The 26,591-nt window shown below is 68.8% G+C and carries 15 protein-coding genes; 10 read left to right on the top strand and 5 right to left on the bottom strand.

The window, feature by feature from the left end; genetic code table 11:
- Window positions 1-18 precede the first annotated feature (18 nt).
- The 4 genes from ACPXY0_RS08660 to ACPXY0_RS08645 all read left to right on the top strand — a co-directional run bounded on the left by ACPXY0_RS08660 (window position 19) and on the right by ACPXY0_RS08645 (window position 5,982).
- Window positions 19-1,986, top strand: a complete 1,968-nt coding sequence (locus ACPXY0_RS08660; RefSeq protein WP_423930299.1) for a prolyl oligopeptidase family serine peptidase — start codon at window positions 19-21, stop codon at window positions 1,984-1,986.
- Window positions 1,983-3,719 (top strand): N-acyl-D-amino-acid deacylase family protein, encoded by a 1,737-nt coding sequence (locus tag ACPXY0_RS08655; protein ID WP_423930297.1) that lies wholly within the window; start codon window positions 1,983-1,985, stop codon window positions 3,717-3,719. The genes ACPXY0_RS08660 and ACPXY0_RS08655 overlap by 4 nt, the downstream gene beginning before the upstream one ends.
- Complete coding sequence (locus tag ACPXY0_RS08650; RefSeq protein WP_423930295.1) at window positions 3,716-5,653, top strand: prolyl oligopeptidase family serine peptidase; 1,938 nt, start codon at window positions 3,716-3,718, stop codon at window positions 5,651-5,653. The genes ACPXY0_RS08655 and ACPXY0_RS08650 overlap by 4 nt, the downstream gene beginning before the upstream one ends.
- A gap of 122 nt (window positions 5,654-5,775) precedes the next feature.
- Entirely contained in the window at window positions 5,776-5,982 is a 207-nt protein-coding gene (locus ACPXY0_RS08645; protein WP_423930293.1) for a hypothetical protein, read from the top strand.
- A 64-nt stretch (window positions 5,983-6,046) separates the two neighbouring features.
- On the opposite strand, the gene ACPXY0_RS08640 is transcribed toward ACPXY0_RS08645, so the two are convergent.
- From ACPXY0_RS08640 to ACPXY0_RS08620, 5 genes are read right to left on the bottom strand one after another with little or no spacing between them, the layout of a single operon-like run.
- Window positions 6,047-7,777, bottom strand: coding sequence for a serine hydrolase domain-containing protein (locus ACPXY0_RS08640; RefSeq protein ID WP_423930291.1), 1,731 nt, complete (start codon window positions 7,775-7,777; stop codon window positions 6,047-6,049).
- A 60-nt stretch (window positions 7,778-7,837) separates the two neighbouring features.
- Entirely contained in the window at window positions 7,838-9,460 is a 1,623-nt protein-coding gene (locus ACPXY0_RS08635; RefSeq protein ID WP_423930289.1) for a pyrroloquinoline quinone-dependent dehydrogenase, read from the bottom strand.
- Entirely contained in the window at window positions 9,457-10,293 is an 837-nt protein-coding gene (locus ACPXY0_RS08630; protein WP_423930287.1) for a c-type cytochrome, read from the bottom strand. Before ACPXY0_RS08630 ends, ACPXY0_RS08635 begins: the two co-directional genes overlap by 4 nt.
- Complete coding sequence (locus tag ACPXY0_RS08625) at window positions 10,290-12,359, bottom strand: prolyl oligopeptidase family serine peptidase (protein ID WP_423930285.1); 2,070 nt, start codon at window positions 12,357-12,359, stop codon at window positions 10,290-10,292. The genes ACPXY0_RS08630 and ACPXY0_RS08625 overlap by 4 nt, the downstream gene beginning before the upstream one ends.
- A 33-nt stretch (window positions 12,360-12,392) precedes the next feature.
- Window positions 12,393-13,007 carry a DUF6962 family protein gene (locus tag ACPXY0_RS08620; RefSeq protein ID WP_423930283.1) on the bottom strand — a complete coding sequence of 205 codons (615 nt, stop codon included), beginning with the start codon at window positions 13,005-13,007 and terminating at the stop codon, window positions 12,393-12,395.
- Window positions 13,008-13,144: 137 nt separating this feature from the next.
- Here ACPXY0_RS08620 and ACPXY0_RS08615 point away from each other — a divergent pair, with 137 nt between their 5' ends.
- The 6 genes from ACPXY0_RS08615 to vapC all read left to right on the top strand — a co-directional run bounded on the left by ACPXY0_RS08615 (window position 13,145) and on the right by vapC (window position 26,588).
- Window positions 13,145-15,085, top strand: coding sequence for a prolyl oligopeptidase family serine peptidase (locus tag ACPXY0_RS08615; RefSeq protein WP_423930281.1), 1,941 nt, complete (start codon window positions 13,145-13,147; stop codon window positions 15,083-15,085).
- 193 nt (window positions 15,086-15,278) lie between these two features.
- Window positions 15,279-18,440, top strand: coding sequence for a leucine-rich repeat domain-containing protein (locus tag ACPXY0_RS08610; RefSeq protein WP_423930279.1), 3,162 nt, complete (start codon window positions 15,279-15,281; stop codon window positions 18,438-18,440).
- A gap of 736 nt (window positions 18,441-19,176) precedes the next feature.
- Entirely contained in the window at window positions 19,177-22,410 is a 3,234-nt protein-coding gene (locus ACPXY0_RS08605; RefSeq protein ID WP_423930277.1) for a leucine-rich repeat domain-containing protein, read from the top strand.
- Between the two features lie 244 nt (window positions 22,411-22,654).
- Window positions 22,655-25,702 carry an Ig-like domain-containing protein gene (locus ACPXY0_RS08600; RefSeq protein ID WP_423930275.1) on the top strand — a complete coding sequence of 1,016 codons (3,048 nt, stop codon included), beginning with the start codon at window positions 22,655-22,657 and terminating at the stop codon, window positions 25,700-25,702.
- 80 nt (window positions 25,703-25,782) lie between these two features.
- Window positions 25,783-26,196, top strand: a complete 414-nt coding sequence (locus ACPXY0_RS08595; RefSeq protein WP_423930273.1) for a hypothetical protein — start codon at window positions 25,783-25,785, stop codon at window positions 26,194-26,196.
- Window positions 26,193-26,588, top strand: a complete 396-nt coding sequence (vapC, locus tag ACPXY0_RS08590) for a type II toxin-antitoxin system VapC family toxin (RefSeq protein ID WP_423930271.1) — start codon at window positions 26,193-26,195, stop codon at window positions 26,586-26,588. Before ACPXY0_RS08595 ends, vapC begins: the two co-directional genes overlap by 4 nt.
- Window positions 26,589-26,591: the final 3 nt, after the last annotated feature.

Below are 26,591 nucleotides of genomic sequence, written 5' to 3'. Positions count from 1 at the left end.
TGAACCCCGGAGGGTCGGATGAACCGCTCACACCCCCCGCCCCGAACCTCGCGACTCTTCCTCTCCGCGCTCCATGCGACGGCGCTTGCCTCCGCTCTCTGCGCCCGCCCGGCCTTCGCGCAATCGCTCGACGACTGGCTGAGCGTGTCGCGGGTCGGGGAGTTCGTTTGGTCCGCCGACGGGGACGCCTTCTACTACACATCGAACGCGCACGATTCGGGCACGCTGGCGATCTTCCGCGTCGCTTCGGATGGGGGCGTTCCCGAGGGGCTCGCCTGGCCACCGGAAGGCGCCCGTCCGGAGCCGGCACAGAGCCTCGGCATGTCTCCCGGCGGCGATGAACTCGTCTTCGTCTCCGCCCGCTACTACCAGGGCTACGACAACCTGTGGCGGATCCCCATCGCCCCGTCGGGTGCCGCGCCGACCCCGATCACCTTCAACGACGCGGTCATCGAGACGGCGCCGACGCTCTCGGCGGACGGCCGCACGCTCGCCTATCAGGTCCGCACCCCCGCGGGCCCGCGGATCTTCCTCCGGGATCTCGCCGACTCCCGCGCCTGGCCCCGCCTCTTCACGCCCGGCGACGCGAACGAGACTTCGCCCCGCTTCTCCCCGGACGGTCGCTCCATCGCCTTTTCCAGCGGCGGCGACATCAGGATCCGGGCCGTGGGCGGCACCGAGAGTCGCGTCATCGTGGACCCCGCGATCGGAGGGGGGAACGGTGGCTTCGCGTGGTCTCCGGACGGCACGCGGCTCGCCTTCACGAACGGTCGCAGCGGGTGGGCCCAGGTCGCGATCGTCCGGATCGAAACCGGCGACGTGACGCCGATCACGTACGACGAACGCGAGCACGGCGGCATCTCCTGGTCTCCCGACGGGCGCTGGCTCGTCTTCACCCGCTCCGACGCGTCCGGCTTCTCGAACCAGGTCGTGGTGGCCCCGTCGGATGGGACCGGGGCGGCGCGCGCGATTACGGACGGGAAGGGGAGGCGCTCCCAGCCCCGCTTCTCGCCCGATGGAGACGAACTCGCCTGGCTCGAGCAGTCCGACACCCGCACCCCGGACATCTGGAAGACCGCCTGGAACGACGGAGAGTGGGGCGAGCGGCCGGTCCAGGTCACGAATTCGATGGGACGCATCGACCCGGAGCGGCTGAGCGAGGCGGAGGAGGTGTACTACCCGGGCCCCGACAACCTGCCGATCCCGACGCTCCTCTACCGCCCTCGTGACTTCGACCCGTCCCGCACGTATCCGGTGATCGTCCGCCTCCACGGCCACCCCGGGCAGTGGAACCACTCGTTCGAGATGATGCGCCAGTACTGGGTCCAGCGCGGCTTCGTCGTCGCGGCCCCCAACCCGCGCGGGAGTCGCGGCTTCGGGCAGGGCTTCCACGATCTCCACATCGCGGACTACGGCGGGGTCGAGTTCCAGGATGTGATGAACGTTCTCCCCTTCCTCGAGGGGCTCGGCTACGTCGACATGACGCGCAAGGCGACGTGGGGCGGATCGGGCGGCGGCTACATGAGCCTCGTCATCGCCACGGAGGCGCCCGACGCGTTCCAGGCGCAGGTGATCCGGGCGCCGGTCTCCGAGTGGCGCCTGCTCGCCAACGACCGTTTCGCCGCCTCGGGACGGCACTGGACGGCCAGCCGCACCCCGCGTCGCGAGCGTTCGGAGTTCGGCGGGCCCTACGACGAGATCCCGGAGGAATACGAGGAACGATCGCCCGTCAACTTCGTCGACAACGTCCGGGTTCCCCAGTTGCTCCTGCAGGGGCTGAGGGACGCCGCCGTGCCCCCGCGCCAGTCCCAGGTGTGGGCGGAGCGGATGCGCGAGGCGGGGAAGGGCGACCTCCTCTCCTACATCGAGTATCCGGACGAGGATCACAGTCTGAGGCGCTACAAGGCGACCGTGCGCGACATCCTCGAACGCATGGACGCGCTCTTCGCCCGACACCTGCGACTGAACACGGAGTCCGCGCCATGAGAGCTCGACTGCCCGCGCTGATCGCTCTTACAGCCGTCTTCTTCGCCTCCATGCCGGCGTCCGCGCAATCGTACGATGTCCTGATCCGGAACGGGCGAGTGCTCGACGGTTCGGGGAATCCGTACTTCCGCGCGGATGTCGGGATCCGAGGCGACGAGATCGTGGCCGTCGGCGACCTCTCCGGAGCGACCGCGGACCGCGTGGTCAACGCGGCGGGGAAGTACGTGACGCCCGGCTTCATCGCGCTCCACGAGCACATCGAGCCCGACATCCTCGATGGCTACGGCACGCTCCCCAACTACACGACGCAGGGGTTCACGACCGCCGTCATCAACACCGATGGCTACAACTTCGGCGCGAACGAGCCCCTGTGGCCGCTGGAGCGGGAGCGAGAACTGCTGGAGGCCGCGGGTTCCGCGCTCAATCTGGCCCTCCTCGTCCCGCACGGGATCATCCGCAACATGGTCATGGGGACGGCGCCGGAAGAGGTCATGCGCTACGCGACCCCGGCGGAACTCGACCGCATGCGGGCCCTCGTCCGCCAGGGGATGGAGGCGGGGGCCTTCGGGCTCTCGACCGGCCTCGAGTACAACCCGATGCGGTATTCCTCCGAGGAGGAGGTCCGCGAGCTGGCGAAGGAGGTGGCGCCCTACGGCGGACATTTCCAGGCCCACATGCGGAGCCAGGGCCGCTATCCCAAATGGCAGCTGCCCAGCCACATGGATCACCCCACCCAACGTCACGTGACCTGGATGGACGCGATCATGGAGGTCCTCACACTCGGTCGCGAGGCGGAGATCCCGGTGATGATCGATCACATCCACCCCAAGGGCCCGCGCGAATGGGGCATGAGCAAGGTGACGACCCAGCTCATCGACGAGATGTGGGAGGCGGGGCACCCCGTCTACCTCAACATGCACTCGTACGAGGGATACTCGGCCTACGTCACGCTCATGCCGCGCTGGGCGCTCATCGAGGGAGAAGTCCCGGGGCAGAGCATGGCGGACGACTTCCCGCCCGTCGAATACGGGGACCCGCGGGCCAACCTCCGGGCCCGGCTCGCGGATCCCGCCACGCGGGAGATGATCCGCCGCGACGCGGAGTACGAAATGATCCGGCAGGGGGGAGCGGAGAACCTCCTGATCACGGACTTCCCCGACGAATCGCTGGTGGGGAAGACGCTGGCGGAGTTGTCGGCGGAGCGTGGGGAAACGCCGTTCGAGACGGCGATCTGGCTGCGGATGAACGGGTTCGACCGCCCGGGCGGCGTCCTGTGGATGGCGCAGGCAGTGGGGACCGAGGACATCGTCGAGTGGATGGTGCAGGACTATACGGCGGTGACGCTGGACCGCGGCGGGGACCGGCCGGACATCCGGGACAACCCGGCCGCGCACCCCGGCCAGTACGGCACCTCGGGGCGTCTCATCCGCGAGCACGTGCTGGAGCGGGGGACGATCACGCTCCCGCATGCGATCCGCTCGCTGACGGGCCTCGCGGCCCAGGTCCTGCGCCTCCCCGACCGGGGACGTCTCGCGGCCGGTATGAAGGCGGATGTGGTCGTCTTCGACCCGGAGACGATCCGGACCGACGCGACGTACCTGAATCCGTTCGTCTTCCAGGAGGGGATGACGCACGTCCTGGTGAACGGCGAGTTCGTGGTGGACGATGGAGCGCCGACGGACGCCCTCCCGGGGGAGGTGCTGCAACGGCCGGGATCGAAGGCGGCGGCGTGAAAGAGGCGAATCGGTTTTCCGGAACCCCGTGGATCGCCTCGCTGATCCTGGTGTCGGGGGCGTGCGTGGCACCCGGCGATGCGGGGCCCGGGGCCGGCGGGCCGGCGGAACTCGACCTCACGCTCGACAACATCCACCGGACCAGCGCGGGCGTGCGCGGCGTCGCGATCTCGCCGGACGGCCGAAACCTCGCGATCTCCGGCTCGGGACCCGGGGGTTCGGGTCTGTACCTCGCGGAACGGGCCGACGGCGGCGGGTTCGGGCTGCCCGGCTTCTGGCTCCGGGGATCAAACCCGGCCTGGGCGCCAGCAGGCGACCGGATCGCCTTCGCGGCAGGCGGCGAGATCCGGGTCGCGGACATCGGTGATGTCGAAGCGCGCCCCGTGATGGACGCCATGGAAGGCGTGCGGGCGCCTGCGTTCTCCCCGGATGGACGAACCATCGCCTTCTACTCGACGGAGAGCGGCCACCAGGATATCTGGCTGGTGCCGACCGACGGCTCGGGCCCCCCGCGCCAGTTGACCGACGCCGCGATGGCGCTCGACGATCCGCGCTTCGCGCCCGCCTGGTCTCCGGATGGGGGCGAACTCGTCTACGTCTCGAACGCCTCCGACTACTGGCACGACGACCTCTGGATCGTCGAGGTCGAAACCGGGGACCATCGGCAGCTCACGCGGACGCTGATGGCGATGTCCACGCCCGTCTGGTCCCCCGAGGGCGACCGGATCGCCGTGTTCGGCACCGCCAAGGGCGAGTACTGGTACGAGGACCTCTCCTACATCTACGTGATCGCGGACCTGGACGCCGCCGCCGGGCCTGCGGAGCGGATCGTGGACATGCAGGTCTACGCCACCGATGCGGCGATGCGGCACGCCCCGTCGTGGTCGGCGGACGGGGAATTCATCTACTTCCCCTACCTGGAACGGGGCACGGCCAACGTGTGGGCGGTGCCCGCCGCGGGAGGCGTGGCCACGCGCGTCACGCACATGGAGGGGACGATTTCCGGCGTTAGCCACACCGCGGGCACCGGGAGCCTCGCCTTCGTCCACGCGTCGCCGACGCGGGGAGGGGAAGCGTACGCCCTGGACCTCATCGGCGGGGTCCCGCAGCGGCTGACCTCGTTCGCCCCCGTCTGGCGGTCCGTCGAGGCGCCCCGGGAGATCGCCTATTCCAGCTTCGATGGACTCCGGATCCAGGGTTTCCTCTACCACCCGCCGCAGCTTGCCGAGGGAGCGAGTTGTCCGGCTCTCGTCCAGGTCCACGGAGGCGGGACGAACTCCTACCAGCAGGGTCTGAACCTCACCGAGCAGTACCTCGCCTCGAAGGGGTTCGTGGTGCTCGCGATCAACTATCGCGGGGGATCGGGGTTCGGGCGCGAGTTCCAGGATCTTTCCGTCGAGGACTGGCTGTGGGACCAAGCGCGGGATGCGGGCGCGGCGGCCGATTTCCTGCGCACACTCCCCTATGTGAACGGCAAGGTGGGGATCTACGGCGGCAGCTACGGAGGGAGCATGTCGCTGTCGGCGGTCAGCCTCACGCCGGACAGGTTCGACGCGGCGGTCCCCATGCGGGGCGCCTACTCGAAGCTGAACACGCTCGAGTACACGGACCGGCTGGGGAAGATCTTCTCCGTCACCGGACACGGAGGTACGCCCGAGGAGCGGCCCGACACGTACGCGAAGAGCCACGTCGTGTCGCGCATCGCAGACATCACCGCCCCCGTCCTGCTGATGCACGGGGAACTCGACCGCCGGGTGCCGATCCAGAACTTCGAGCGCGCGGTGGCCGAATTCGAGCGGCTCGGGAAGAGCGTCGAGGTGAAGACCTACCCGGACGAGGCGCACGGTTTCCGGAACCCCGACAACCGCGTCGACACCTATTCGCGTCTGGAGGAGTTCTTCACCCGCCATCTCGGCGGCTGCGCCACGGACTGAAGCTCGCTCCCGCCCGGCGGGAAACCGGGCGCGCGCACCCCTCGTAGGAGGTCACCGTGAGGGCGGGCGACCGCCGACCGACGCTTCGATGAGGTCTCGAGAGAAGATTCGAGGGGATAGACGTGAGGAATCCACCTACCGCGGCGATCCTGAGCTTCCTCGTCCCGGGCCTGGGGCAGTTCTACAACGGGAAGATCCTGCGCGGGCTGTTCTGGCTGCTCGTGACCCCCGGCCTGTGGATCGGCACGGGTGGCGCGTGGGGCTGGGTCTGCCATCTGGTATCCGCCGCGACGGCGTACGGCTACGCGAAGAGGTTCTCCGGCCGCTGATCCGCCGATCCGGGCCTCTGTCGACCGGGTGACCCGCCCGCCGGGCCACCCGGTGACAGGCGGTTCAGGGCACGCGGTCGAGCTGGCCGTAGTAGTCCATCTCGACGCCCGTCACGCGGGCCATGTCGTCGAGCAGGAACGAGACGCCGATCCGGACATCGCCGTACCAGGCGTCGAACCGGTCGACGTGCCAGTGCTCGAGGGGCAGCCGAAGCGGCCGTTCGCGACCGTCGAACTCGAGCACGAGGTGTGCCTCGTCGCCCCGGGCTCCGTTCGCCCCGTTCTCCGACCCGTTCGTTCCCGCCGTTCCCGCGCCCGCGGCGTCGGCGGCCGGACGCTCGTACCGCCCCGGCGTCGCGTCCCAGCGCCCGACCCGCCCTTCCGCGGGCATGAGCGGCGGGGGCGCTTCGTCCATCAGGCGCACCCGTACTTCGCCGGCGTAGCCGTTCCGGTAGGCCCCGACGTATCTGTCGAGAGGCACCGACGGACCCCGGTCGAGCCGCGCGGCCTGCCGCGCCTCCTCCGCCTCGAAGGCGCGCCGGTTGGCTTCCGCGACGGCCCTCTCACGCTCCCCGTGCCAGTCGCGGTTGCGCAGCTCCTCGGTGCCGAGGAAGCGCGCCAGCGCCCATTTCGTGAGCACCCAGGCCAGCTCCGAGTTCCGGTTCGTCGTCGCCCACACGCCGAACCCGTGCTCCGGCGCGAGCGCGATGGCGCAGTTGTAGCCCAGCGCGTTGCCCCCGTGACCCACCCCGGTGACGTTCCCGAACCGGCCGGTGGTCCAGCCCATCGCATACGCTCCGGGCCCCTCGAACGGCATCCAGCTGCCCGGACTACGGATGACCGTATGAGGTGTATGCATCAGCTTGATGGACGACGCCGAGAGCGGCGGGTTCGGGTGCGCGCCGACGTGGAGCCGGATCCACTCGCTCATCTCATCCGCCGAGGAAATCACGCCCCCCGAGGGCACCGTCACGTCCTCGGCGTACTGCCAGGGCACGGACTCGAGCGGCATCCCGGTCGTTGCGGCGTCCCCCGCGAACCTCCGTTCAACGATCGCGTGCGGCTCGGCGTGATTGGGACTGGCGTTGGCGGGGCCCATGCGCGCCGTGGTCGTCGTCATGCCGAGCGGATTCCAGAGCCTCTCGCGCGCGTACGAATCCCAGTCCGTTCCCGAGACGGTTTCGACGAGTTCACCCGTGAGGACCAGCATGTCGTTCGTGTATCCGTACCGATCGCGGAAGGCGTGAGCCGGCTCGGTGTAGGGCAGACGCGTCAGGTAATCGCGCCGGTCCACGACGAGGGGCCTCAGCGGCTGGTTGCTCCCGGTCCCCACGCGGTGCGTGACGATATCCCGGACCCGGATCTCCTGTGTGGTCCAGGGATCGTGCAGGCGGAACCACGGGATGTGGTCCGTGATCCGGTCGTCCCAGGAGAGCCTGCCGTCCTCGACCAGCGCGGCCAGCGTGGCGGCGCCGAACGCCTTCGAACACGACCCGATGCTGAACAGCGTCTCCCCGTCCACGCGGTCGGGCTTACCCAGTTCGCGGACTCCGTAGCCGGTGGACAGGAAGCTCTCGCCCTCATGCACGATGGCCACGCCCATCCCGGGCACCTCCCAGCGCGCCATGGCGTCCTCGACCCACGCGTCGATCTCCTCGACCGTGGGAGGAGGTGGGGGCCAGGATTGTGCTTCGGCGGCTGGCGCCGCGAGCAGGATGGCCGCCGCGACGATCCCGGCGGTCAATCCGACCCGCCGGCTCGGCCGTGATGTGGGAATTCGGTTGAGGATCGTCATTGCGACCTCCTTCTCAGTTTTCCCGACTCGTTGCCGCTCACGGCCGACGCGCGCCGGTCGCTACGGAAGCCCGAACACCCACAGGACGCCGCCCGCCGCCGTGACGATGCGCTGTTCGCCGTCCACCTCGAACGACATCGGGTTCGTGCGGACGGCGGCGCCCGCCTGGAAGTCCCACAGCGGTTCTCCCGTTTCCGCGTCGAGCGCGAAGATGTTGCCCTCGTTGCTCCCGCCGAAGACGAGGCCGCCCCGCGTGGCCATGACGCCGGCCCACGGCGGGGAGAGCAGCGGGAACTCCCACCGGATCTCGCCCGTGAGCACGTCGAGCGCCTTGACCGCCCCGCTCGCGTCGTCGCCCGCCCGCGCCTGCTCGCCGCCACCCAGGAACGGCTGTCCCGGCTCGTACTCGATTTCGGACTTGTAGTAGACGGCCCCCATGATCCGGGTCGCCTGATAGAAGAGCCCTGTATCCGGGCTGTACGAAGGACTGAACCAGTTCGCGGACCCCTGGAGGCTGGGCCACACGAGATTCCCCTCCTCGGTCGGCTCGGTGCCGGGGATCACGATCGGGCGACCGTTCTCGTCGAGACCCTCCGCCCACGTCTGCTTCGAGTACTCCACCCCGTGCAGGAACTCTCCGGTCTCGCGGTCGAGCACGTAATAGAAGGCGTTCCGGTTCGCCGTCACGAGCAGCTTGCGCGGCTCTCCCTCCCACTCGGCGTCCACGAGCACCTGGATTTCCGTCGCGTCCCAGTCGTGCGTGTCGTGTGGCGTGTACTGGAAGTACCACTGGATCTCGCCGGTGTCGGGATCGAGGGCGAGGATGCAGTTCGTGTACAGATTGTCGCCCGGGCGCGCGTCCCCGTTCCAGTCGGGCGCCGGGTTTCCGGTCGGCCAGTAGAGCAGGTCGAGTTCGGGGTCGTAGGAGCCCGTGAGCCACGTCGACCCACCGCCGTGCTCCCAACTGTCGCCGCCCCAGGTCTCGCTCCCCGGCTCGCCGGGCCGGGGGATCGTGTACGTCCGCCACACGAGGGCGCCGGTCGCGGCATCGTAGGCGTCGACGAACCCGTTCGCGCCGGCCTCCGCGCCGGACATGCCGACGATGACCTTCCCGTCGATCGCCAGGGGGGCCAGGGTCATCGAGAAGCCGAGATCGTTGTCCGCGACTTCCACCTCCCAGCGGACCGCACCCGAGCCGGCGTCCAGCGCCACGAGGCGGGCGTCGAGCGTACCCACGAAGAGGGTTTCGTCGAGGATCGCGACGCCACGGTTCACGCGCGGAAAGCCGATGTTCTTCGTCGAGGCAGGGACATCGGCGGACCAGTGCCAGAGGCGGCGCCCCGTCCGCGCATCGAGGGCGCTCACGTTGCTCGGCGGCTCCGTCACGTACATGACGCCGTCGACCACCACCGGCGTCGTCTCGATGAGTCCGCCGCTCATCTGGTAGGCCCAGATCACCTTGAGATCGCTGACGTTTCCCCGGTGGATCCGGTCGAGGGCCGAGAAACGATGCGAGGCGTAATTTCCCGAATACGTGAGCCAGTTGTCGGGCTCGGCGTCGGCGTTCACGAGGCGCTCGAAGGGCACCTGAGCGGCGACCCCCGCGAAGCCACCCGCGCACAGGAGCACGCACGCCGCGAGCGCGGAACCTGCCACGATGGCTGCGGGCCGGGGCCGCGTCATGATCCCTCTCCCAGAGCCGCGAGGTACGCGACGAGATCGTCGATGTCCGACTCCGTCATGTTCTCCACGGCGGGCATCAGCGAGTGGTCCAGTTGCTTCTCGAGTTGCACGAGGTCTTCCTTGCGCAGGGAAACCGTGCGGCCCGAGATGGACCGCAGTTGAATCGTGAAATCGTCCTCGTTCACACGCATGCCGGTGATGACGCGCCCATCGCGCGTGACCGCCCGGATCGGCAGGTATCCCCTGAAGCCCGGCAGGATCCCTCGCCTGGAGACCGGCAGCTCGGCCTCGGGCGTCCGCAGGGCCGCGTACAGGTAATCGACGCCGCGCCGGAGACCGATCGCCGTGAGTTCGGGTCCGATGCCGGCGCCGCGGCCGTCGACGACGTGGCAGGAGTAGCAGTCACCGGCGGCGGAGAACACCTCGCTCCCTCGCGCCGCGTCTCCCGCGATCTCCACCACGCTGCCCTCCCCGAGGGAGAGGACGTGGGCGGCGACGAGTTCCACCTCGAGGTCGGGGAGGAGATTCCCCCTGGTCCCGGGCATGCCGGTGCCCGGGATTCCGCGCCGGATCACCCCGACCATCGAGGCATGGTCCGGTGCGCGGGGAAGGGTGGGGCGCGTGAGACTCGGCCCCTCGCCTCCCTGTCCGAGCATCCCGTGGCAGCGCCCGCAGTGGGCCTGGTAGAGCATCTCGCCGCGGGCACGGCCGGCTTCCGTCACCTCGGGCGGCTCCTGGCCCAGCCCGGGACCGGCCGGCATCAGCGCGCCCGCCACGAGCGCGAGACCGCACAGATTCAGTCCCTGGCGTCTCCCTCGGCGACGGACCCTCACGGGACGAGCGCCTCCGGTTCCAGGATCCAGCGTTCGAGCCAGACTACGTTCCGTGACATGAGATCTCGCTGTAGACGAGGTGACCTTACGCCGTGCGGTTGATCAGGATACAGAACCAACTCCGTGGGCGCCTTCCCGATCGCGCGCACCGCCTCGAAGAACTGAATGCTCTGTTCGGCCGGCACCCTCTCATCCTTCTCCCCCACCTGAATCAGGAGCGGTGTCGTCACGTTTTCCACATGACGGTACGCGGAGCGCTCCTCGTACAGTTCCCAGTCCTCCCACGGTCTCGGGCCGAGGTAGGTGTGGTAGAACTCGGGGATGTCCGTCTGCGAGTACATCGAGATCAGGTCGTTGGCGCCCGCCCCCGCGCTCGCCGCCTTGAAGCGGTCGGTCTGCGTGATCCCCCAGTAGGTGTGGTGTCCGCCGAAGCTCCACCCGCTGACGGCGAGCCGGTCGGGGTCGGCGATCCCGCGCTCGATCATCGCGTCCACGCCCGAGTCGATATCGATCCAGTCGCGCCCGGAGATGTCCCCGCGGTTGAGGCCGCGGAAGCGCTCCCCGTAACCACTCGATCCCCGGTAGTTCGGTTGCAGGACCGCGAATCCCATGCTGGCGTAGACCTGTACCGGATAGGCGCCCCGCGTCCCGTTGAAGCGGTCCGAGGAGATGCCGGCCGGGCCGCCGTGGATCACGAGGACGAGCGGGACGCGGTCCCCCTCCTCGTAGCCGACAGGGAGGATGAGCACGCCTTCGATCTCCTCGCCCCCGGCGCGCGAAGGCCAGCGTTCGACCCGCTGCTCGCCGAGCGCCACGTCGGCCACCTGGGGGTTGACGTCGGTCAGCCGTTCAGGGCGGAAGTCGGCGCTTCCCGTCACGAAGATGTCCGGGGGCGCGGCGCCGTCCTCGGCCGTGAAGGCGAGGACGCTCCCGTCCTCGGACGTGGAAGCGCCGGTGTAGTAGTGCCGTCCGTCCGTGAGATCGACCGGAGGCCCCGCCGCGGCTCCGTCATCGAGGTCGATCCGGTACAGCGTTGCGCCCGTGCGCCGGGCCGCCGCGACGATGAGCTGCGAGTCGTCGACGTGCACGAGGTTGGCGTTCGCGTCGAGCCCGGCCGTGAGCGAGGCCGCCTCGAGGGCCGTGCCGTCTTCCGCGAACGGCACGCGCCACAGCTGGCGATTGAAGGTGCCGAGCAGATGTCCGGAGCCGGACACGATGAGGCCGGCCTCGTCGTCCCAGGCGACCGGGTTCTCACCGCCCGGCATCGAGGTGACGCTGCGGGCCTCGGTCTCCGGGCCCGACTGCACGTAGGTCGCCCCGTAGGAGTTCGTCCGCAGCACGGGTGACGAGCGCGCGCCGAACGCGAGCGCTCGCGAATCGGGGGACCACACGAAGGCCTGCACATGGAGGCCGTCCGGCGACCACCTCACCGCCTCGTCCGCCACGTCGTCCTCCAGTTCGGCGACGTAGAGGTGTGACCACTGGTCCGTGTAGACGGAATCCCAGACGATGGGGCGGCCGCGGGTCGCCTCGAGTTCGCCGTCCGCGTCCGTCGGCGGCGGACTCGCCGTGAATCCGAGCCGCTGACCGTCGGGGGCGAAGCGGAAGCCTCCGACCGATGTCTCGTGAGATGTCACCTGCCAGGCCTCGCCGCCATCGGGCTGAATCCCGTAGACCTGCCGCTCCCCGTCGCGGTCCGAGGAGAAGGCGAGCCAATCCCCGGAGGGGTGCCAGACGGGCGAGTCATCGGAACCCGGGCGGAAGGTGAGCTGGCGGGCGTCGGCGGGGCCGCCCGTCGCCGGCACGACCCAGACGTCCGTCTCCTGTCGGTCCTCCTCCATGTCCCGTCCGGTCACGACGTACGCCACCCAGCGGCCATCCGGGCTCATGGAAAGCTGGGACAGGCTCTTCAACTCGAGAACATCCTCGACCGTCATCAGCCGGGCGTCCTGCGCCGAGAGCGGGGCGGGCCCCGGGCGGAAGCCCGGATAGCCGAAGGAACCGACCGGGACGAGCAGGAGACCGATCGCGAAGGGGCGGAAGCCCGGGGAGATCACGGCACGCATGGCACTCACCTCAGGTTCGGGACTCGTCTCACGTTACTCGCCGCTCACGCCCCGGAACAACAGGACGAACGCGACCGCCTGCACGACGTGGTACAGCGCGTTGTGGTCGAACCAGACCGGATGGATCGGGATCCGCAGCTGCTGGATCGCGGCGGCGGCGAAGGTCAGCCCGAAACCGATGAGCGCCTCGCGGCGGCTCGGGGTTGGCCCCCGCCGGTACAACCGGGCGAAACGCACCGTCAGATAGATGACCGCGGGCAGGTAGAAGACGATCGCCATCACGAACGCCTGCTGCCCCGCGAGCACGAGCGCGACCCACGCGACGAAGGCGGCCAGCACGATCCGTGTGAGCCGCCGGCCGCCAGCCGAGATTCCGCCGACGCGCGCGCCCAGCCCCCACGCGGCGAGACCCGTCGTCCCCACCGCGAGGATGGTGGCGGGCCAGAGGACGCGGTAGCCGACCGTCGTCGCGTCGCCGAAGAACCCGTGCACCGTTCCCCCGAAGAGCGCCGCCGCGCCCGCGCCGGCGAAGAGCCCGATCGCCCACGGCCGCAGTTCCGCCCTCACCGTCGACCCCGCCCGCCACGCCAGAATCGCGCAGAGCAGGGTCAGCCCGTAGTCGGTCAGCGTTACGGCAGGCTCGGTCACGGTCGTGCTCCCCCCGCGTGGTGGAAGATCGTCGCATCGTCCCCTCAATCGGTATTGTCCCGCCGGGGCGGAGGGCAATACTCATGGAAAGCCGCCGGAGCCGCGATCTCTGCCGTTTACCCGACGCAGGAGGAACCGTGTCGCGACCCTCGCCGTCTCTCCCCCTCGGCGCGGCTCTGCTCGCGCTCACGGGGGCGGCCTGCTCGTTCCCGTCCACCGACCCCGCGACGGACGGGATCCCTCTCACGCTCGAGAACGTCTTCAGGGGAGGTGGTGGGGCGGGACGCGCCGTCCTCTCGCCCGACGGGGAGATGATCGCGGTTTCGGGGCCGGCACCCGACGGCGGCGGAAGCGGGATCCACCTGATGCGGGCGGGGGCGGAGGCCGACGGTCCCTCCACCTTCTGGCGGCGCGGCGGCTCGCAGGTCTGGTCCCCCGATGGGGAGCGGATCGCGTTCCTCGCCGGGGGTGCGCTCCACGTCGCCGCAGCCGGCGGGACGGGACGGGCGATCGTCGAAGAGGTGGCGGGCCTGCGGGCGCCCTCCTGGTCGCCGGATGGCGCGACGCTTGCCTACTACTCCACCGCGTCGGGCTTCCAGGACATCTGGCTCGTCGACGCGAGCGGCGAGTCGCCGCCCCGGCAGCTGACGACCGAAGCGGCCGAGGCCGACGACGGCCGATTCAGCCCCGCGTGGTCCCCGGACGGCCGCTGGATCGCCTACATCTCCAACCGGGCCGACTGGTGGCACGACGACGTGTGGCTGATCGACACGGGAACCCGGGAGGCGCACCAGATCTCGACCTCGCTCATGGCCTCGTCGAATCCGGTGTGGTCCCCGGACGGGTCGAGCCTCGTCCTCATGGGGACGGCGAAGGACGAGTACTGGTACCAGGATCTCGCCTATCTCTACCGCATCGACCTCGACTTTTCGGGACCGGCCCCGCGGGCGGTGCGCGAGGCGCCGATCGAGATGCAGGTGTACGCGACCGACGCGATCATGCGCTTCGATCCGTTCTGGGCGGGAGACGGAGAGCGGATCTACTTCCCGTACCAGCAGCGGGGTGCCTTCGAACTCTGGTCGGTTCCGGCCGCCGGCGGCGTGGCCACGCGCGTGACGAACGTGGGTGGCGCCTGGTCGTCGCTGCATGCGACCCCGGACGGGCGGCGCGCCGTCTTCACGCGGGACGCGGCGACCGAGGGCAGGGAAGCCTGGCTCCTGGATCTGGAGGGGGGGACGCCTCGGAAGCTGACGTCGTTCACTCCCCGCCTCGCCGGCGTCCAGCGGCCCACGGAGATCTCGTTCCGGAGCTTCGACGGGCTCTACATGCAGGGTTTCCTGTATCTGCCGCCCGCGATCCGGAGCGCGCTCGCCGACGGTACCGAACCGCCCGGCTGCCCGGCGCTCGTGCAGGTGCACGGGGGCGGGACGAACTCGTACATGCAGGGGACGAACCCCGTCGAGCAGTATCTCGCGAACGAGGGGTTCGTCGTGCTGGCCACCAACTATCGGGGCGGGTCCGGCTTCGGACGCGAGTTCCAGGACCTCTCCATCGAGGATTGGCTCAACGACCAGTCGAAGGATCCCGGCGCCGCGGCGGACTGGCTGCGCGCCCAGCCTTACGTGAACGGGCGTGTGGGGATCTACGGCGGGAGCTACGGCGGCATGCAGTCCATGTCGGCCATCACGCGCACGCCCGACAAGTTCGACGCGGCCGTGCCGATGCGCGGCATCTACTCCGAGGCCAGGACGCTGCCCTACGCCGACCGGGTCGGGAAGATCTTCGCGATCACGGGGCACGGGGGCACGCCGGAGGAACGCCCCGAGATCTATGCCAAGACCGAGACCCTCGACCGCATGGACCGGATCACCGCGCCCGTGCTCATCATGCACGGGGAATACGACGTGCGGGCCCCGTTCGAGAACTTCGAACTCGCGGTGGAGCGGCTCGAGGGGCTCGGCAAGGAGTTCGAGTCGGTGACGTTCCCGGAGGGACACGGGTTCCGGGACCCCGCGAACTCGATCGACATGTACTCCCGTCTCCAGGCCTTCTTCACCCGGCATCTCGGATCCCCCTGATATTGGGGGCGTCCGGACGATACTGCGCCGCCTAGGATTATCACCATGTAGAACCGGGTGACACGGCGCAGCCGGTTGATGTCAGTCGGTGGCAACCTCATTTCGGACCAGGGACGGGTGCATCATGAGACGAACCACTGCAAGCCCAGGAAGATCTATCGGTCGCAGGCGACGCAATATCGGGTACGTCATAGTGACGGCGGGCGCATTCCTTGCCGTGCTCTCCTGCGGCGGGGAGGACGCTACGGCGCCACCCCCGACCGCGCCTCCGTCGGCTCCAACGCCGAGCCGGGTCACGATCGAGCCCGAGCAGATCGTCGTCGTGGCGGGCGACACGGTCCGTCTGAGGGGCCGCGTCCTGGATGAGCGGTCACGGATCATCTCCGATGCCCCGCTGACGTGGACGAGCAGCGATCCGGCGGTCGCGGCGGTCGATGCGTCGGGTCTGGTGACGGGGATCCGCGAGGGACAGGCGAGCATCACCGCCACGTCCGGACCGGTCAACGCCTCCGCGCCCGCGACGGTGCAGAGCCTGGACCGCGCGACGCTCATGGACCTCCACGACTCGGCCGGCGGAGCGAGTTGGACGAACGGGGAGAACTGGGGCTCCGACGAACCGGTCGGCAGCTGGTACGGCGTCGAGGCGAACGCGGACGCCCGCGTGACGGCGCTGCGCCTGAGCGAGAACGGGCTGAGCGGGCAGCTCCCGGAAGGCCTCGGAGATCTGGCCTTCCTCACCGAACTGCAGGTGAACGGAAACGAGGGCCTCTCCGGTCCCATCCCGTTCTCTCTCTCCGCGCTGAGCATTCAGCAACTCCAGTACGGCGGCACGATGCTGTGCACGGTGAGAGACGAGGGGTTCCAGGTGTGGCTGAACGCCATTCCGACGCGCGACGGCGAGTTCCTCGCCTGCAACGAGGAGCGGTCGGACCTCATGAAGCTCCATGAAGCCATGGGCGGAGCGAGTTGGACGGAATCGGCCAACTGGGGGACCGACGCGCCGCTGGGGAACTGGTTCGGCATCGCGGTCGATTCGACGACGGGGCGGGTCACGCAAATCAACCTGAACCGCAACAACCTCTCGGGAACGGTCCCTCTGGAGGTCCGACACTTCCCTTACCTGCGGACGCTGCGCCTGGACTACAACCGCCTTGAAGGCGAAATCCCGCCGGAAATCGGCGAACTCATCGAGCTGCGGCGGATGGACATGGACGGCAACGAGTTCAAGGGCCAGATCCCGCCCGAGATCGGGAACCTCGTGAACCTCCGAGTACTCTGGATCGGCGGGAACCAAATGTCCGGCCCCATCCCGCCGGAGCTTGGCAACCTCGCCAGCCTCCGGGAAATCCACCTGTATAACGCCCGCTTCGATGGTTCGATTCCCGAGGAGTTCGGCGCGTTGGCCGAGTTGCGGCTCCTGGACATAAGCGACACTCGGCTCGATGGCCCCGTGCCGGGGGCCCTCGGAGCACTCAAGAAGCTCCAGCTGCTCGACCTTACCGGGAACAGGCTCCTGGGCCCCCTTCCGGTGGAGCTTGGTCAGCTCGACAGCCTGCGGATACTCCTGCTCAGCGACAACATGATCGATGGCCCCCTCCCGGCGGAGCTTGGCCAGCTCGGCAGCCTCCTGCAGATATCGGCGCAGAACAACATGTTGTCCGGCCCGGTGCCGCCGGAGTTCGGTGACTTGGACGCGCTGATCTGGTTGCACCTCCAGAACAATCCCGACCTGTCGGGTCCGCTGCCGGATGAACTGACCTCGCTGACGGCACTCGAGCAACTGATCGCGGGCGGCACCGGCCTGTGCGCGCCCACTGACGCAGAGTTCCGAGCCTGGCTGAACGACGTGGTCGCGAAGTGGCGCGTCCAGTCGTGCGGGGCGGAGGGACACGCCGAGGCCTACCTGACGCAGGCGACACAATCGCGCGAATTCCCGGTTCCGCTCGTGGCCGGCGAGAGCGCGCTGCTGCGCGTCTTCGTCATGTCCGAAGCGGCGACGACCGAGAACATCCCGCCGGTCCGGGCCACCTTCTTCCTGGACGGGGCGGAGGTGCACGTGGCGAACATCCCCGCCGGGTCGTCCGCGATTCCGACGGAAGTGCAGGTGGGCGAACTCGACCTCTCGGCCAACGCCGAGATCCCCGCCGAGGTGATTCAGCCGGGCCTGGAGATGGTCGTCGAGGTCGACCCCGACGGGACCGTCGATGCGGCGCTCGGCGTGGCGAAGCGCATCCCCGCCGAAGGGCGGGCGACGGTGGAGGTCAGGGAAGTGCCCCCGTTGTTACTCACTCTGGTTCCGTTCATCTCGACCGCGGACAACAACCGGGAGGCCGAGGCGTTCGTCACCGGCGCCACGCCGGACCACGACCTCTTCTTCGAGGTCAACACCCTGCTCCCGGTGGGCGCCTTCGAGGTCACGAAACATCCGAGCGTGACGGTCAGTTCGAACGACATCTTCGAAATGCTGGATGAGATGGACCGAATCCGGATGCTGGAGGAGGGGATCGGACACTGGATGGGTCTCAACGCGAACCCCACCGGGGCCTCGGGCGTCGCGTATCTGGGGGCCATCCCCAACCCCAACCGCAGCAAGATCAGCGTCTCCCTGCTGAACGTGGGGACGATCGCGCACGAGCTGGGACACAACCTGAACCTGAGCCATACCGACTGCGGGGACCCGGCGGGCATCGACCTGACCTTCCCCTACGACAACGCACGGACGGGCGTGTGGGGATACGATCCGCGCGACGGAGGGTCGCTCGTGCCCCCCGACCGGGCGGATCTCATGAGCTACTGTGATCCCACGTGGGTCAGCGATTACTACTTCACCAACGCGCTGCGCTTCCGGCTCGTGGATACGGTCGAGGTGTGGCCGGCCGCTTCGCGGACCCTGATCGTCTCGGGCGGCGCCGCCGCCGACGGGGCACTCCACCTGGATCCCGCCTTCGTCGTCGAGACGACGCCCGTCGTGCCGCGCTTCGGAGGGCCGTACGAGCTGACCGGCAGGCGCGCGGATGGCAGCGACCTGTTCTCGGTCAGCTTCGATATGCAGGAGGTCTGGGACGGCGACGGGCGTTCCGGCTTCACGTTCGCGCTTCCGGTCCAGGCCGAGTGGGGGTCGGAGCTGGCGAGCCTCGCGCTCTCCGGGCCAGGGGGCACGGTCGAGATGCGGGAGGGGAGCGAACCGCCGATGGCGATCATGCGCGACCCCGTGACGGGCCATGTGCGGGCCATCCTGCGCGACCTTCCGGCCGGCGCCATGGGCCCCGGTGCCCTCGATGCGCTGGCCCCCGAGCCGGGGCTGGACATCATGGTCAGCGGCGGGCTACCCGGTTTAGCGGCCTGGAGGCGCTGAGTCGGCCCAGGCGCCTCCAAAGGGTCGTCTTCGACCCACTTCGGGAGCTGGCCGCGCGCCCCGTCCCGCGGGATGGAGCGCGCGGTCCGGCGCCCCCTCGTACCTTCCCGTTGATGGCCCGTTGACGACGACTCTTCTTCCGGAGGCGGACCCATGCGAGGGCGAGCTGGCACGACTTCCGGCCGGAGGCCCCGCGCCGCACGCGGCGGTGTAGCTCCGCGCTCGGCCGCCCCCGGCGTCTTCCTGGCTCTCTTCTCCCACGGGGAGGGCGTGACTCCCCCTGCTCTCCTCCTCCTCCTCCTCCCGCGCCCTCACCACGGCCGACAACGGTGACGCTGGCACCGAATCCGGCCATCGTCGTCGCGGGCGACACCGTCCGCCTGAGGGCGCGCGTCCTCGACCAACGCTCGCGAGTCATCTCCGGTGCTCTGGTGACCTGGACGAGCGGCGATCCATCGGTTGCGACCGGGCGGTCGAGCGGCTGGAGGCGCTCGGCAAAGAGTCCGAGTCGATGACGTACCCCGAGGGACACGGGTTCCGGGACCCCGCGAGCTCGATCGACATGTACTCCCGGCTCCGGGCCTTCTTCACCCGACACTTGGGGACCTGCTGATCGGGATCGCCTTCACCCACCTTGTTTGGGGTGAAAACACCTTGTTTAGGGTGGGGCTATGCGGTATGCATTCTTCTATGCATCGAGTTGAAGACGGTCTTCCCAACAACCCGCGGACATACCATGAGACACGCCACCGCCAATCCAGACGAACATCCCGTACACACCCCGCGAAGCATCGTGCTGTCAACTGCCCTCCTCGGCGTGCTCTTCGGGCTGCTCTCCTGCGGCGGGGAGGACACTACGGCGCCACCCCCGACCGCGCCTCCGTCGGCTCCAACGCCGAGCCGGGTCACGATCGAGCCCGAGCAGATCGTCGTCGTGGCGGGCGACACGGTCCGTCTGAGGGGGCGCGTCCTGGATGACCGGTCACGGGTCATCTCCGATGCCCCGCTGACGTGGACGAGCAGCGATCCGGCGGTCGCGACGGTCGATGCGTCGGGTCTGGTGACGGGGATCCGCGAGGGACAGGCGAGCATCACCGCCACGTCCGGACCGGTCAACGCCTCCGCGCCCGCGGCGGTGCAAAGCCTGGACCGCGCGACGCTCATGGACCTCCACGACTCGGCCGGCGGAACGAGTTGGACGAACAGGGAGAACTGGGGGTCCGACGAAGCGATCGGCAGCTGGTACGGCGTCGAGGCGAACGCGGACGCCCGCGTGACCGCGCTGCGCCTGAGCGAGAACGGGCTGAGCGGGCAGCTTCCGGAAGACCTCGGAAATCTGGCCTTCCTCACCGAACTGCAGGTGAACGGAAACGAAGGCCTCTCGGGTCCCATCCCGGCCTCTCTCTCCGCGCTGGCCATTCAGCAACTCCAGTACGGCGGCACGATGCTGTGCACGGTGAGAGACGAGGGGTTCCAGGCGTGGCTGAACGCCATTCCGACGCGCGACGGCGAGTTCATCGCCTGCAACGAGGAACGGTCGGACCTCATGAAGCTCCATGAAGCCATGGGCGGAGCGAGTTGGACGGAATCGGCCAACTGGGGGACCGACGCGCCGCTGGGGAACTGGTACGGCATCGCGGTCGATTCGACGACGGGGCGGGTCACGCAAATCAACCTGAACCGCAACAACCTTTCGGGAACGGTCCCTCCGGAGGTCCGATACTTCCCGCACCTGCGAGTGCTGCGCCTGGACTACAACCGCCTTGAAGGCGAAATCCCGCCGGAAATCGGCGAACTCACCGAGCTGCGGCGGATGGACATGGACGGCAACGAGTTCAAGGGCCAGATCCCGCCCGAGATCGGGAAGCTCGCGAAGCTGAGAACACTCTGGATGGGTGGGAACCAAATGAGCGGCCCCATCCCGCCGGAGCTGGGCAACCTCGCCAGCCTCCGGGAAATCCACCTGTATGAGGCCCGGTTCGACGGTTCGATTCCCGAGGAGTTCGGAGCGCTGACCGAACTGCGGCTACTGCGGATCTCGGATACCCGCATCGATGGCCCTCTTCCGGAGAGTTTGGGAGGGCTCAGGAAGCTTCAATCACTCCGGCTTTACAACAACAGCCTGCTGTCGGGCCCCCTTCCCGCAGCACTTGGCCAGATCGACAGCCTGCGGATACTCCGGCTCAACGACAACATGATCGATGGCCCCCTCCCGGCGGAGCTTGGCCAGCTCGGCAGCCTCCTGCAGATCTCGGCGCAGAACAACATGTTGTCCGGCCCGGTGCCGCCGGAGTTCGGTGACTTGGACGCGCTGATCTGGTTGCACCTCCAGAACAATCCCGACCTGTCGGGTCCGCTGCCGGATGAGCTGACCTCGATGACGGCACTCGAGGAACTGATCGCGTACGACACCGGGCTGTGCGCGCCCGTCGAGCCCGAGTTCCGAGCCTGGCTGAACGACGTGGTCGCGAAGTGGCGCGTCCAGACGTGCGGGGCGGAGGGGCACGCCGAGGCCTACCTGATGCAGGCGGCACAATCGCGCGAATTCCCGGTCCCGCTCGTGGCCGGCGAGAGCGCGCTGCTGCGCGTCTTCGTCATGTCCGAAGCGGCGACGACCGAGAACATCCCGCCGGTCCGGGCCACCTTCTTCCTGGACGGGGCGGAGGTGCACGTGGCGAACATCCCCGCCGGGTCGTCCGCGATTCCGACGGAAGTGCAGGTGGGCGAACTCGACCTCTCGGCCAACGCCGAGATCCCCGCCGAGGTGATTCAGCCGGGCCTGGAGATGGTCGTCGAGGTCGACCCCGACGGGACCGTCGATGCGGCGCTCGGCGTGGCGAAGCGCATCCCCGCCGAAGGGCGGGCGACGGTGGAGGTCAGGGAAGTGCCCCCGTTGTTACTCACTCTGGTTCCGTTCATCTCGACCGCGGACAACAACCGGGAGGCCGAGGCGTTCGTCACCGGCGCCACGCCGGACCACGACCTCTTCTTCGAGGTCAACACCCTGCTCCCGGTGGGCGCCTTCGAGATCACGAGACACCCGAGCGTGACGGTCAGTTCGAACAACATCTTCGAAATGCTGGATGAGCTGGACCGAATCCGGATGCTGGAGGAGGGGATCGGACACTGGATGGGTCTCAACGCGAACCCCACGGGGGCCTCGGGCGTCGCGTATCTGGGGGCCATCCCCAACCCCAACCGCAGCAAGATCAGCGTCTCCCGGCTGAACGTGGGGACGATCGCGCACGAACTGGGACACAACCTGAACCTGAGCCATACCGACTGCGGGGACCCGGCGGGCATCGACCTGACCTTCCCCTACGACAACGCACGGACGGGCGTGTGGGGATACGATCCGCGCGACGGAGGGTCGCTCGTGCCCCCCGACCGGGCGGATCTCATGAGCTACTGTGATCCCACGTGGGTCAGCGATTACTACTTCACCAACGCGCTGCGCTTCCGGCTCGTGGATACGGTCGAGGTGTGGCCGGCCGCTTCGCGGACCCTGATCGTCTCGGGCGGCGCCGCCGCCGACGGGGCACTCCACCTGGATCCCGCCTTCGTCGTCGAGACGACGCCCGTCGTGCCGCGCTTCGGAGGGCCGTACGAGCTGACCGGCAGGCGCGCGGATGGCAGCGACCTGTTCTCGGTCAGCTTCGATATGCAGGAGGTCTGGGACGGCGACGGGCGTTCCGGCTTCACGTTCGCGCTTCCGGTCCAGGCCGAGTGGGGGTCGGAGCTGGCGAGCCTCGCGCTCTCCGGGCCAGGGGGCACGGTCGAGATGCGGGAGGGGAGCGAACCGCCGATGGCGATCATGCGCGACCCCGTGACGGGCCATGTGCGGGCCATCCTGCGCGACCTGCCGGCCGGCGCCATGGGCCCCGGTGCCCTCGATGCGCTGGCCCCCGAGCCGGGGCTGGACATCATGGTCAGCGGCGGGCTGCCCGGCTCAGCGGCCTGGAGGCGCTGACTCCGGTTCAGGCGCCCCTGAAGGGCGTCCCGAGGTAAAGCCGCAACGCACCGGGCCGCGCGTTCCGTCTCTCAGGGCGGGGCGCGCGGCCCGGCGCGGCTTGGTACCTTTGCGGATGACAGCCCGTTGACGACGCGCCTGCCCCGGAGGCGGACCCATCGCAAGGCGAACCAGCACAACTTCCGGCCGGAGCCCCGGCGCCACTCGCGGCGGTGTACCCCCTCGTGCGGCAGCTCTCGGCGCTTTGCTGGCCCTCCTCTCCTGCGGCGAGGGCGTCACGCCGCCTCCCCCACCTCCCCCCGCGCCCGCGCCGCAGCCGGCCACGGTCACGCTGGAGCCGAATCCGGCCGTGGTCGTTGCGGCCGACACCGTCCGCCTGGTGGCGCGCGTCCTGGACGAACGTGCCCGGGTCATCTCCGGTGCGCCCGTGACATGGACGAGCGGCGATCCTGCGGTCGCGACGGTTGATGCCACCGGTCTCGTGACGGGCCTCAGGGAGGGACGGGCGAGCGTCACCGCCACCTCCGGGCCCGCCACGGCGTCCGCACCCCTCACGGTCCAGAGCCAGGACCGCGCCACGCTCATCGACCTGTACAACGCGGCGGGCGGAGGGAGCTGGACCGGGAAGGACGGCTGGACGACGGACGCTCCGCTCGGAAGCTGGTTCGGGGTCGAGGCCGATCCGGACGGGCGGGTGCTGACGCTTCACCTCAGCGAGAACGGACTGCGCGGCCAGCTTCCGGAGAGCCTCGGCGATCTGGCCCTCCTCACCGAACTGAGAGTGGATGGAAACGCGCTCACGGGCCCGTTGCCCATCTCTCTCTCCCGACTCGGCCTCCAGGCACTCCACTACGGCGGCACGATGCTGTGCACGCCGAGCGATGCGGCGTTTCGCGAGTGGCTGGGCGCCATCCCGTCGCGCGAGGGCCAGGAACTGGCCTGCAACGAGGAACGGGCGGATCTCGCGGGGCTCTTCGAGGCCCTGGGCGGACGGAACTGGCAGAACTCGGCGAATTGGCTGACCGACGCACCGCTCGCGAGTTGGTACGGCATCCAGGTCGATGAAGCGGGGAGGGTCACCGGGATCAACCTGATCGACAATCGACTCGCGGGGCAGATTCCACCGGAGATCGCGAGATTCCCGCGACTGAGCTTCCTCGGGCTGGATTTCAATCGCCTTACAGGTCAAATCCCGGTCGAACTGGGCGACCTCCCCGAACTGGGGTCGCTGGGTCTCGCCGGGAACGACCTGCGGGGTCATATCCCGCCGGAGCTGGGGAATGCCACGCGACTGGTCCAAGTGTCCCTGAACGACAATCAGTTGAGCGGCACGGTCCCGCCGGAGTTGGGCCACCTCGTCTACCTTCGATGGCTCTACCTGAACAACAACCTGCTCGAGGGTTCGATCCCCATTGAAGTCGGAGCCCTCTCCGACCTTGAGGGGCTGAGGCTCTCCAGCAACCTGCTCGAGGGAGCGGTGCCGCCCGAATTGGGTGAGCTGGGGAGCCTGCAATGGCTCGATCTTGGCGGAAACGACCTCTCGGGTCCCCTGCCCGCGGAACTCGGCCAGCTCGATCGGCTGCAAGCGCTGTGGCTGCGGGACAACAGGTTCTCCGGCTCAGTGCCACCCGCGTTCGGCGACTTGAGGGCGCTCGAGCAATTGCACCTTCAGGACAACGAAGAGCTGTCGGGTCCGCTCCCGGAGAGCCTGACTTCGGTGGGTCTGAGGGAGTTGCTTGCGGGCGGCACGGCGCTGTGCGTGCCCGACCAACCCGCCTTTCGGACCTGGGTGGAAGCGATCCTGAAGCGGCGTATCCGGCCGTGCCGGGCGGAGGGACAGTCGGACGCCTATCTGACGCAGGCCGTGCAATCGCGCGACTACCCCGTCCCGCTTGTGGCCGGAGAGAGCGCGCTGCTCCGGGTGTTCATCACGTCCGGTGAGGAGACCTCCGCGGCGATCCCGCCGGTCCGAGCCACGTTCTTCGTTGACGGCGTGGAGACCCATGTGGTGGAAATTCCCGCCGGTTCATCCCCGATCCCGACCGAGGTGGAAGAGGGCGAACTCGACCTGTCCGCCAATGCGGAGATCCACGGTGCGGTGATTCAACCCGGCCTGGAAATGGTCATCGAGATCGATCCCGCCGGGACGCTCCATCCGGGACTCGGGGTGGCGAAGCGTATTCCCGAGACGGGACGGGCGCCGATCGACGTGAGGGCCATGCCCACGCTCCGCCTCACCCTGATCCCGTTCGTCTGGACCGATAACAGCGATCCCGCCGCCGTGACGCTCGTCAGCGAAATCCATCCGAACCACGAGATCCTCTGGCAGACGAACAATCTGCTTCCGGTGGGCGCCTTCGTGATCACGAAACACCAGAGCGTCACGATCGCCTCGAACAGTGCGTTCGCCGTGTTGAACGAGGTCGGACGCATCCGGGCGATCGAGGGGGGCACGGGACACTGGAAGGGTCTCCTGCCCGAGCCCGAAGGCGCCGGAGGCGTCGCATATATCGGTGGCAAAGTGAGCATGTCGCAGCTGAGCGAGTCCACGATCGCGCACGAACTCGGGCACAACTTCAACCTCCGCCATGCCGACTGCGGCAGCGCGGCGGGGCCGGACCCGACCTTCCCCTGGCCCAACGGGGCGATCGGGGCCTGGGGCTACGATCCCCGGGACGGCGGGTCGCTCGTGCCGCCCGACTGGGCGGATCTCATGAGCTATTGTCCACCCGAGTGGATCAGCGACTACTACTTCACGAACTCGCTGCGCTACCGCCTTGTGGACGAGGGCGCGGCGTCCCGGGCCCCGGCCGCCGCAACGAGGTCGCTTCTCGTATCCGGCCGTGCCACTGCGGACGGCGTCCCGTCCCTGGATCCCGCCTTCCTCATCGACACCTCCCCGGTAGTCCCGCGTTCCGGGGGACCGTACGAGTTGACGGGAAGGCGCGTGGACGGAAGCGAACTCTTCTCGCTCAGCTTCAATATGCCGGAGATCGCGGACGGAGACGGGCGTTCCGGGTTCACCTTCGCGCTACCGGTCCAGGCGGAATGGGAGACAGGACTGGCGAGCCTCTCGCTCTCGGGGCCAGGCGGTGTCGCCGAGATGCGGGAGGGGAGCGAGCCGCCGCTGGCGATCCTTCGCGATCCGCGGACGGGCCATGTGCGGGCGATTCTCCGTGACCTGCCGTCCGGTACGGTGGCCAGCAGCGATCTCGACGCGCTCGCCCCCGAGCCGGGCCTCGATGTGATGATCAGCAGCGGGCTTCCAGACGCGGCCGCCTGGCGGCGCTGACCGCCGGAAGGTGCCGACCCGGACGGCCCCACCGAGTTGACGGTTTGCCCCGGTCGAGATGAGTAGATTATACTCATGACATGAGTAAGCGCTTGCAGGTCGTAGTTTCCGGTGCCGAGTACGACGAGATTCGGGATGCCGCCGGGCGCAACCGGGAGACGGTTTCCGCCTGGGTCCGGCGCGAGCTGCGGCAAGCCCGGGCCCTTGAACTCCAGGGTCGCGCCACGATCGTCGGGGAGTCTCGCCCCATGTACCGGGAAGCAGAGTCATCCTTGTCCGGGAGGGAGCGTGTCGAGTTGACCGTGACCGCGCGCCTGCTGGACACGATTCGCGAGCGATACGGTTTTGCGGATCGGTCTGCCGCCGCCGAATTTGCGCTTCGGCGGATCGCGGTGGTGCCGATGACCAGGGAGGAAGCGCTCGCCATGCAGGGTACCGGATGGGGCGGCGACCTCGATGAACTGCGGGCCGGCGACCCAGGGGATCGCTGGTGATCGCAGACACGTCGGCTTGGGTCGAATACCTCCGCGATACGGGTAGTCCGACCCACCTCGCGCTTCGATCCCGGGTCCAGTCCGGCGAAGCGATCGCCACGCCCGCGCCGGTGCTGCTGGAACTCCTGGCCGGATGCGGGACGGAGCGTGAAGCTGCAGCTGTCGCGCGTCTTCTCGCCCGCTTCGAGATATTGGGCACCGGCGGCTTGGCCGACTTCGAAGACGCCGCGCTCATCCACCGCACTTTGCGCCGACAAGGTCTGACGATCCGGTCCGTTCTCGACTGCATGGTCGCGGCCGCCTCGCTGCGGATGGGCCGTCCGCTCCTGGCCCGCGACCGCGACTACGATATGATCGCCCGCCACTTCGAACTGGATCTGGTGAGGCCTTAGGTC

The sequence above is a fragment of the Candidatus Palauibacter sp. genome (assembly GCF_965237495.1).
Taxonomy (GTDB): domain Bacteria; phylum Gemmatimonadota; class Gemmatimonadetes; order Palauibacterales; family Palauibacteraceae; genus Palauibacter.
This window is presented reverse-complemented; position numbering and strand designations above follow the sequence as displayed.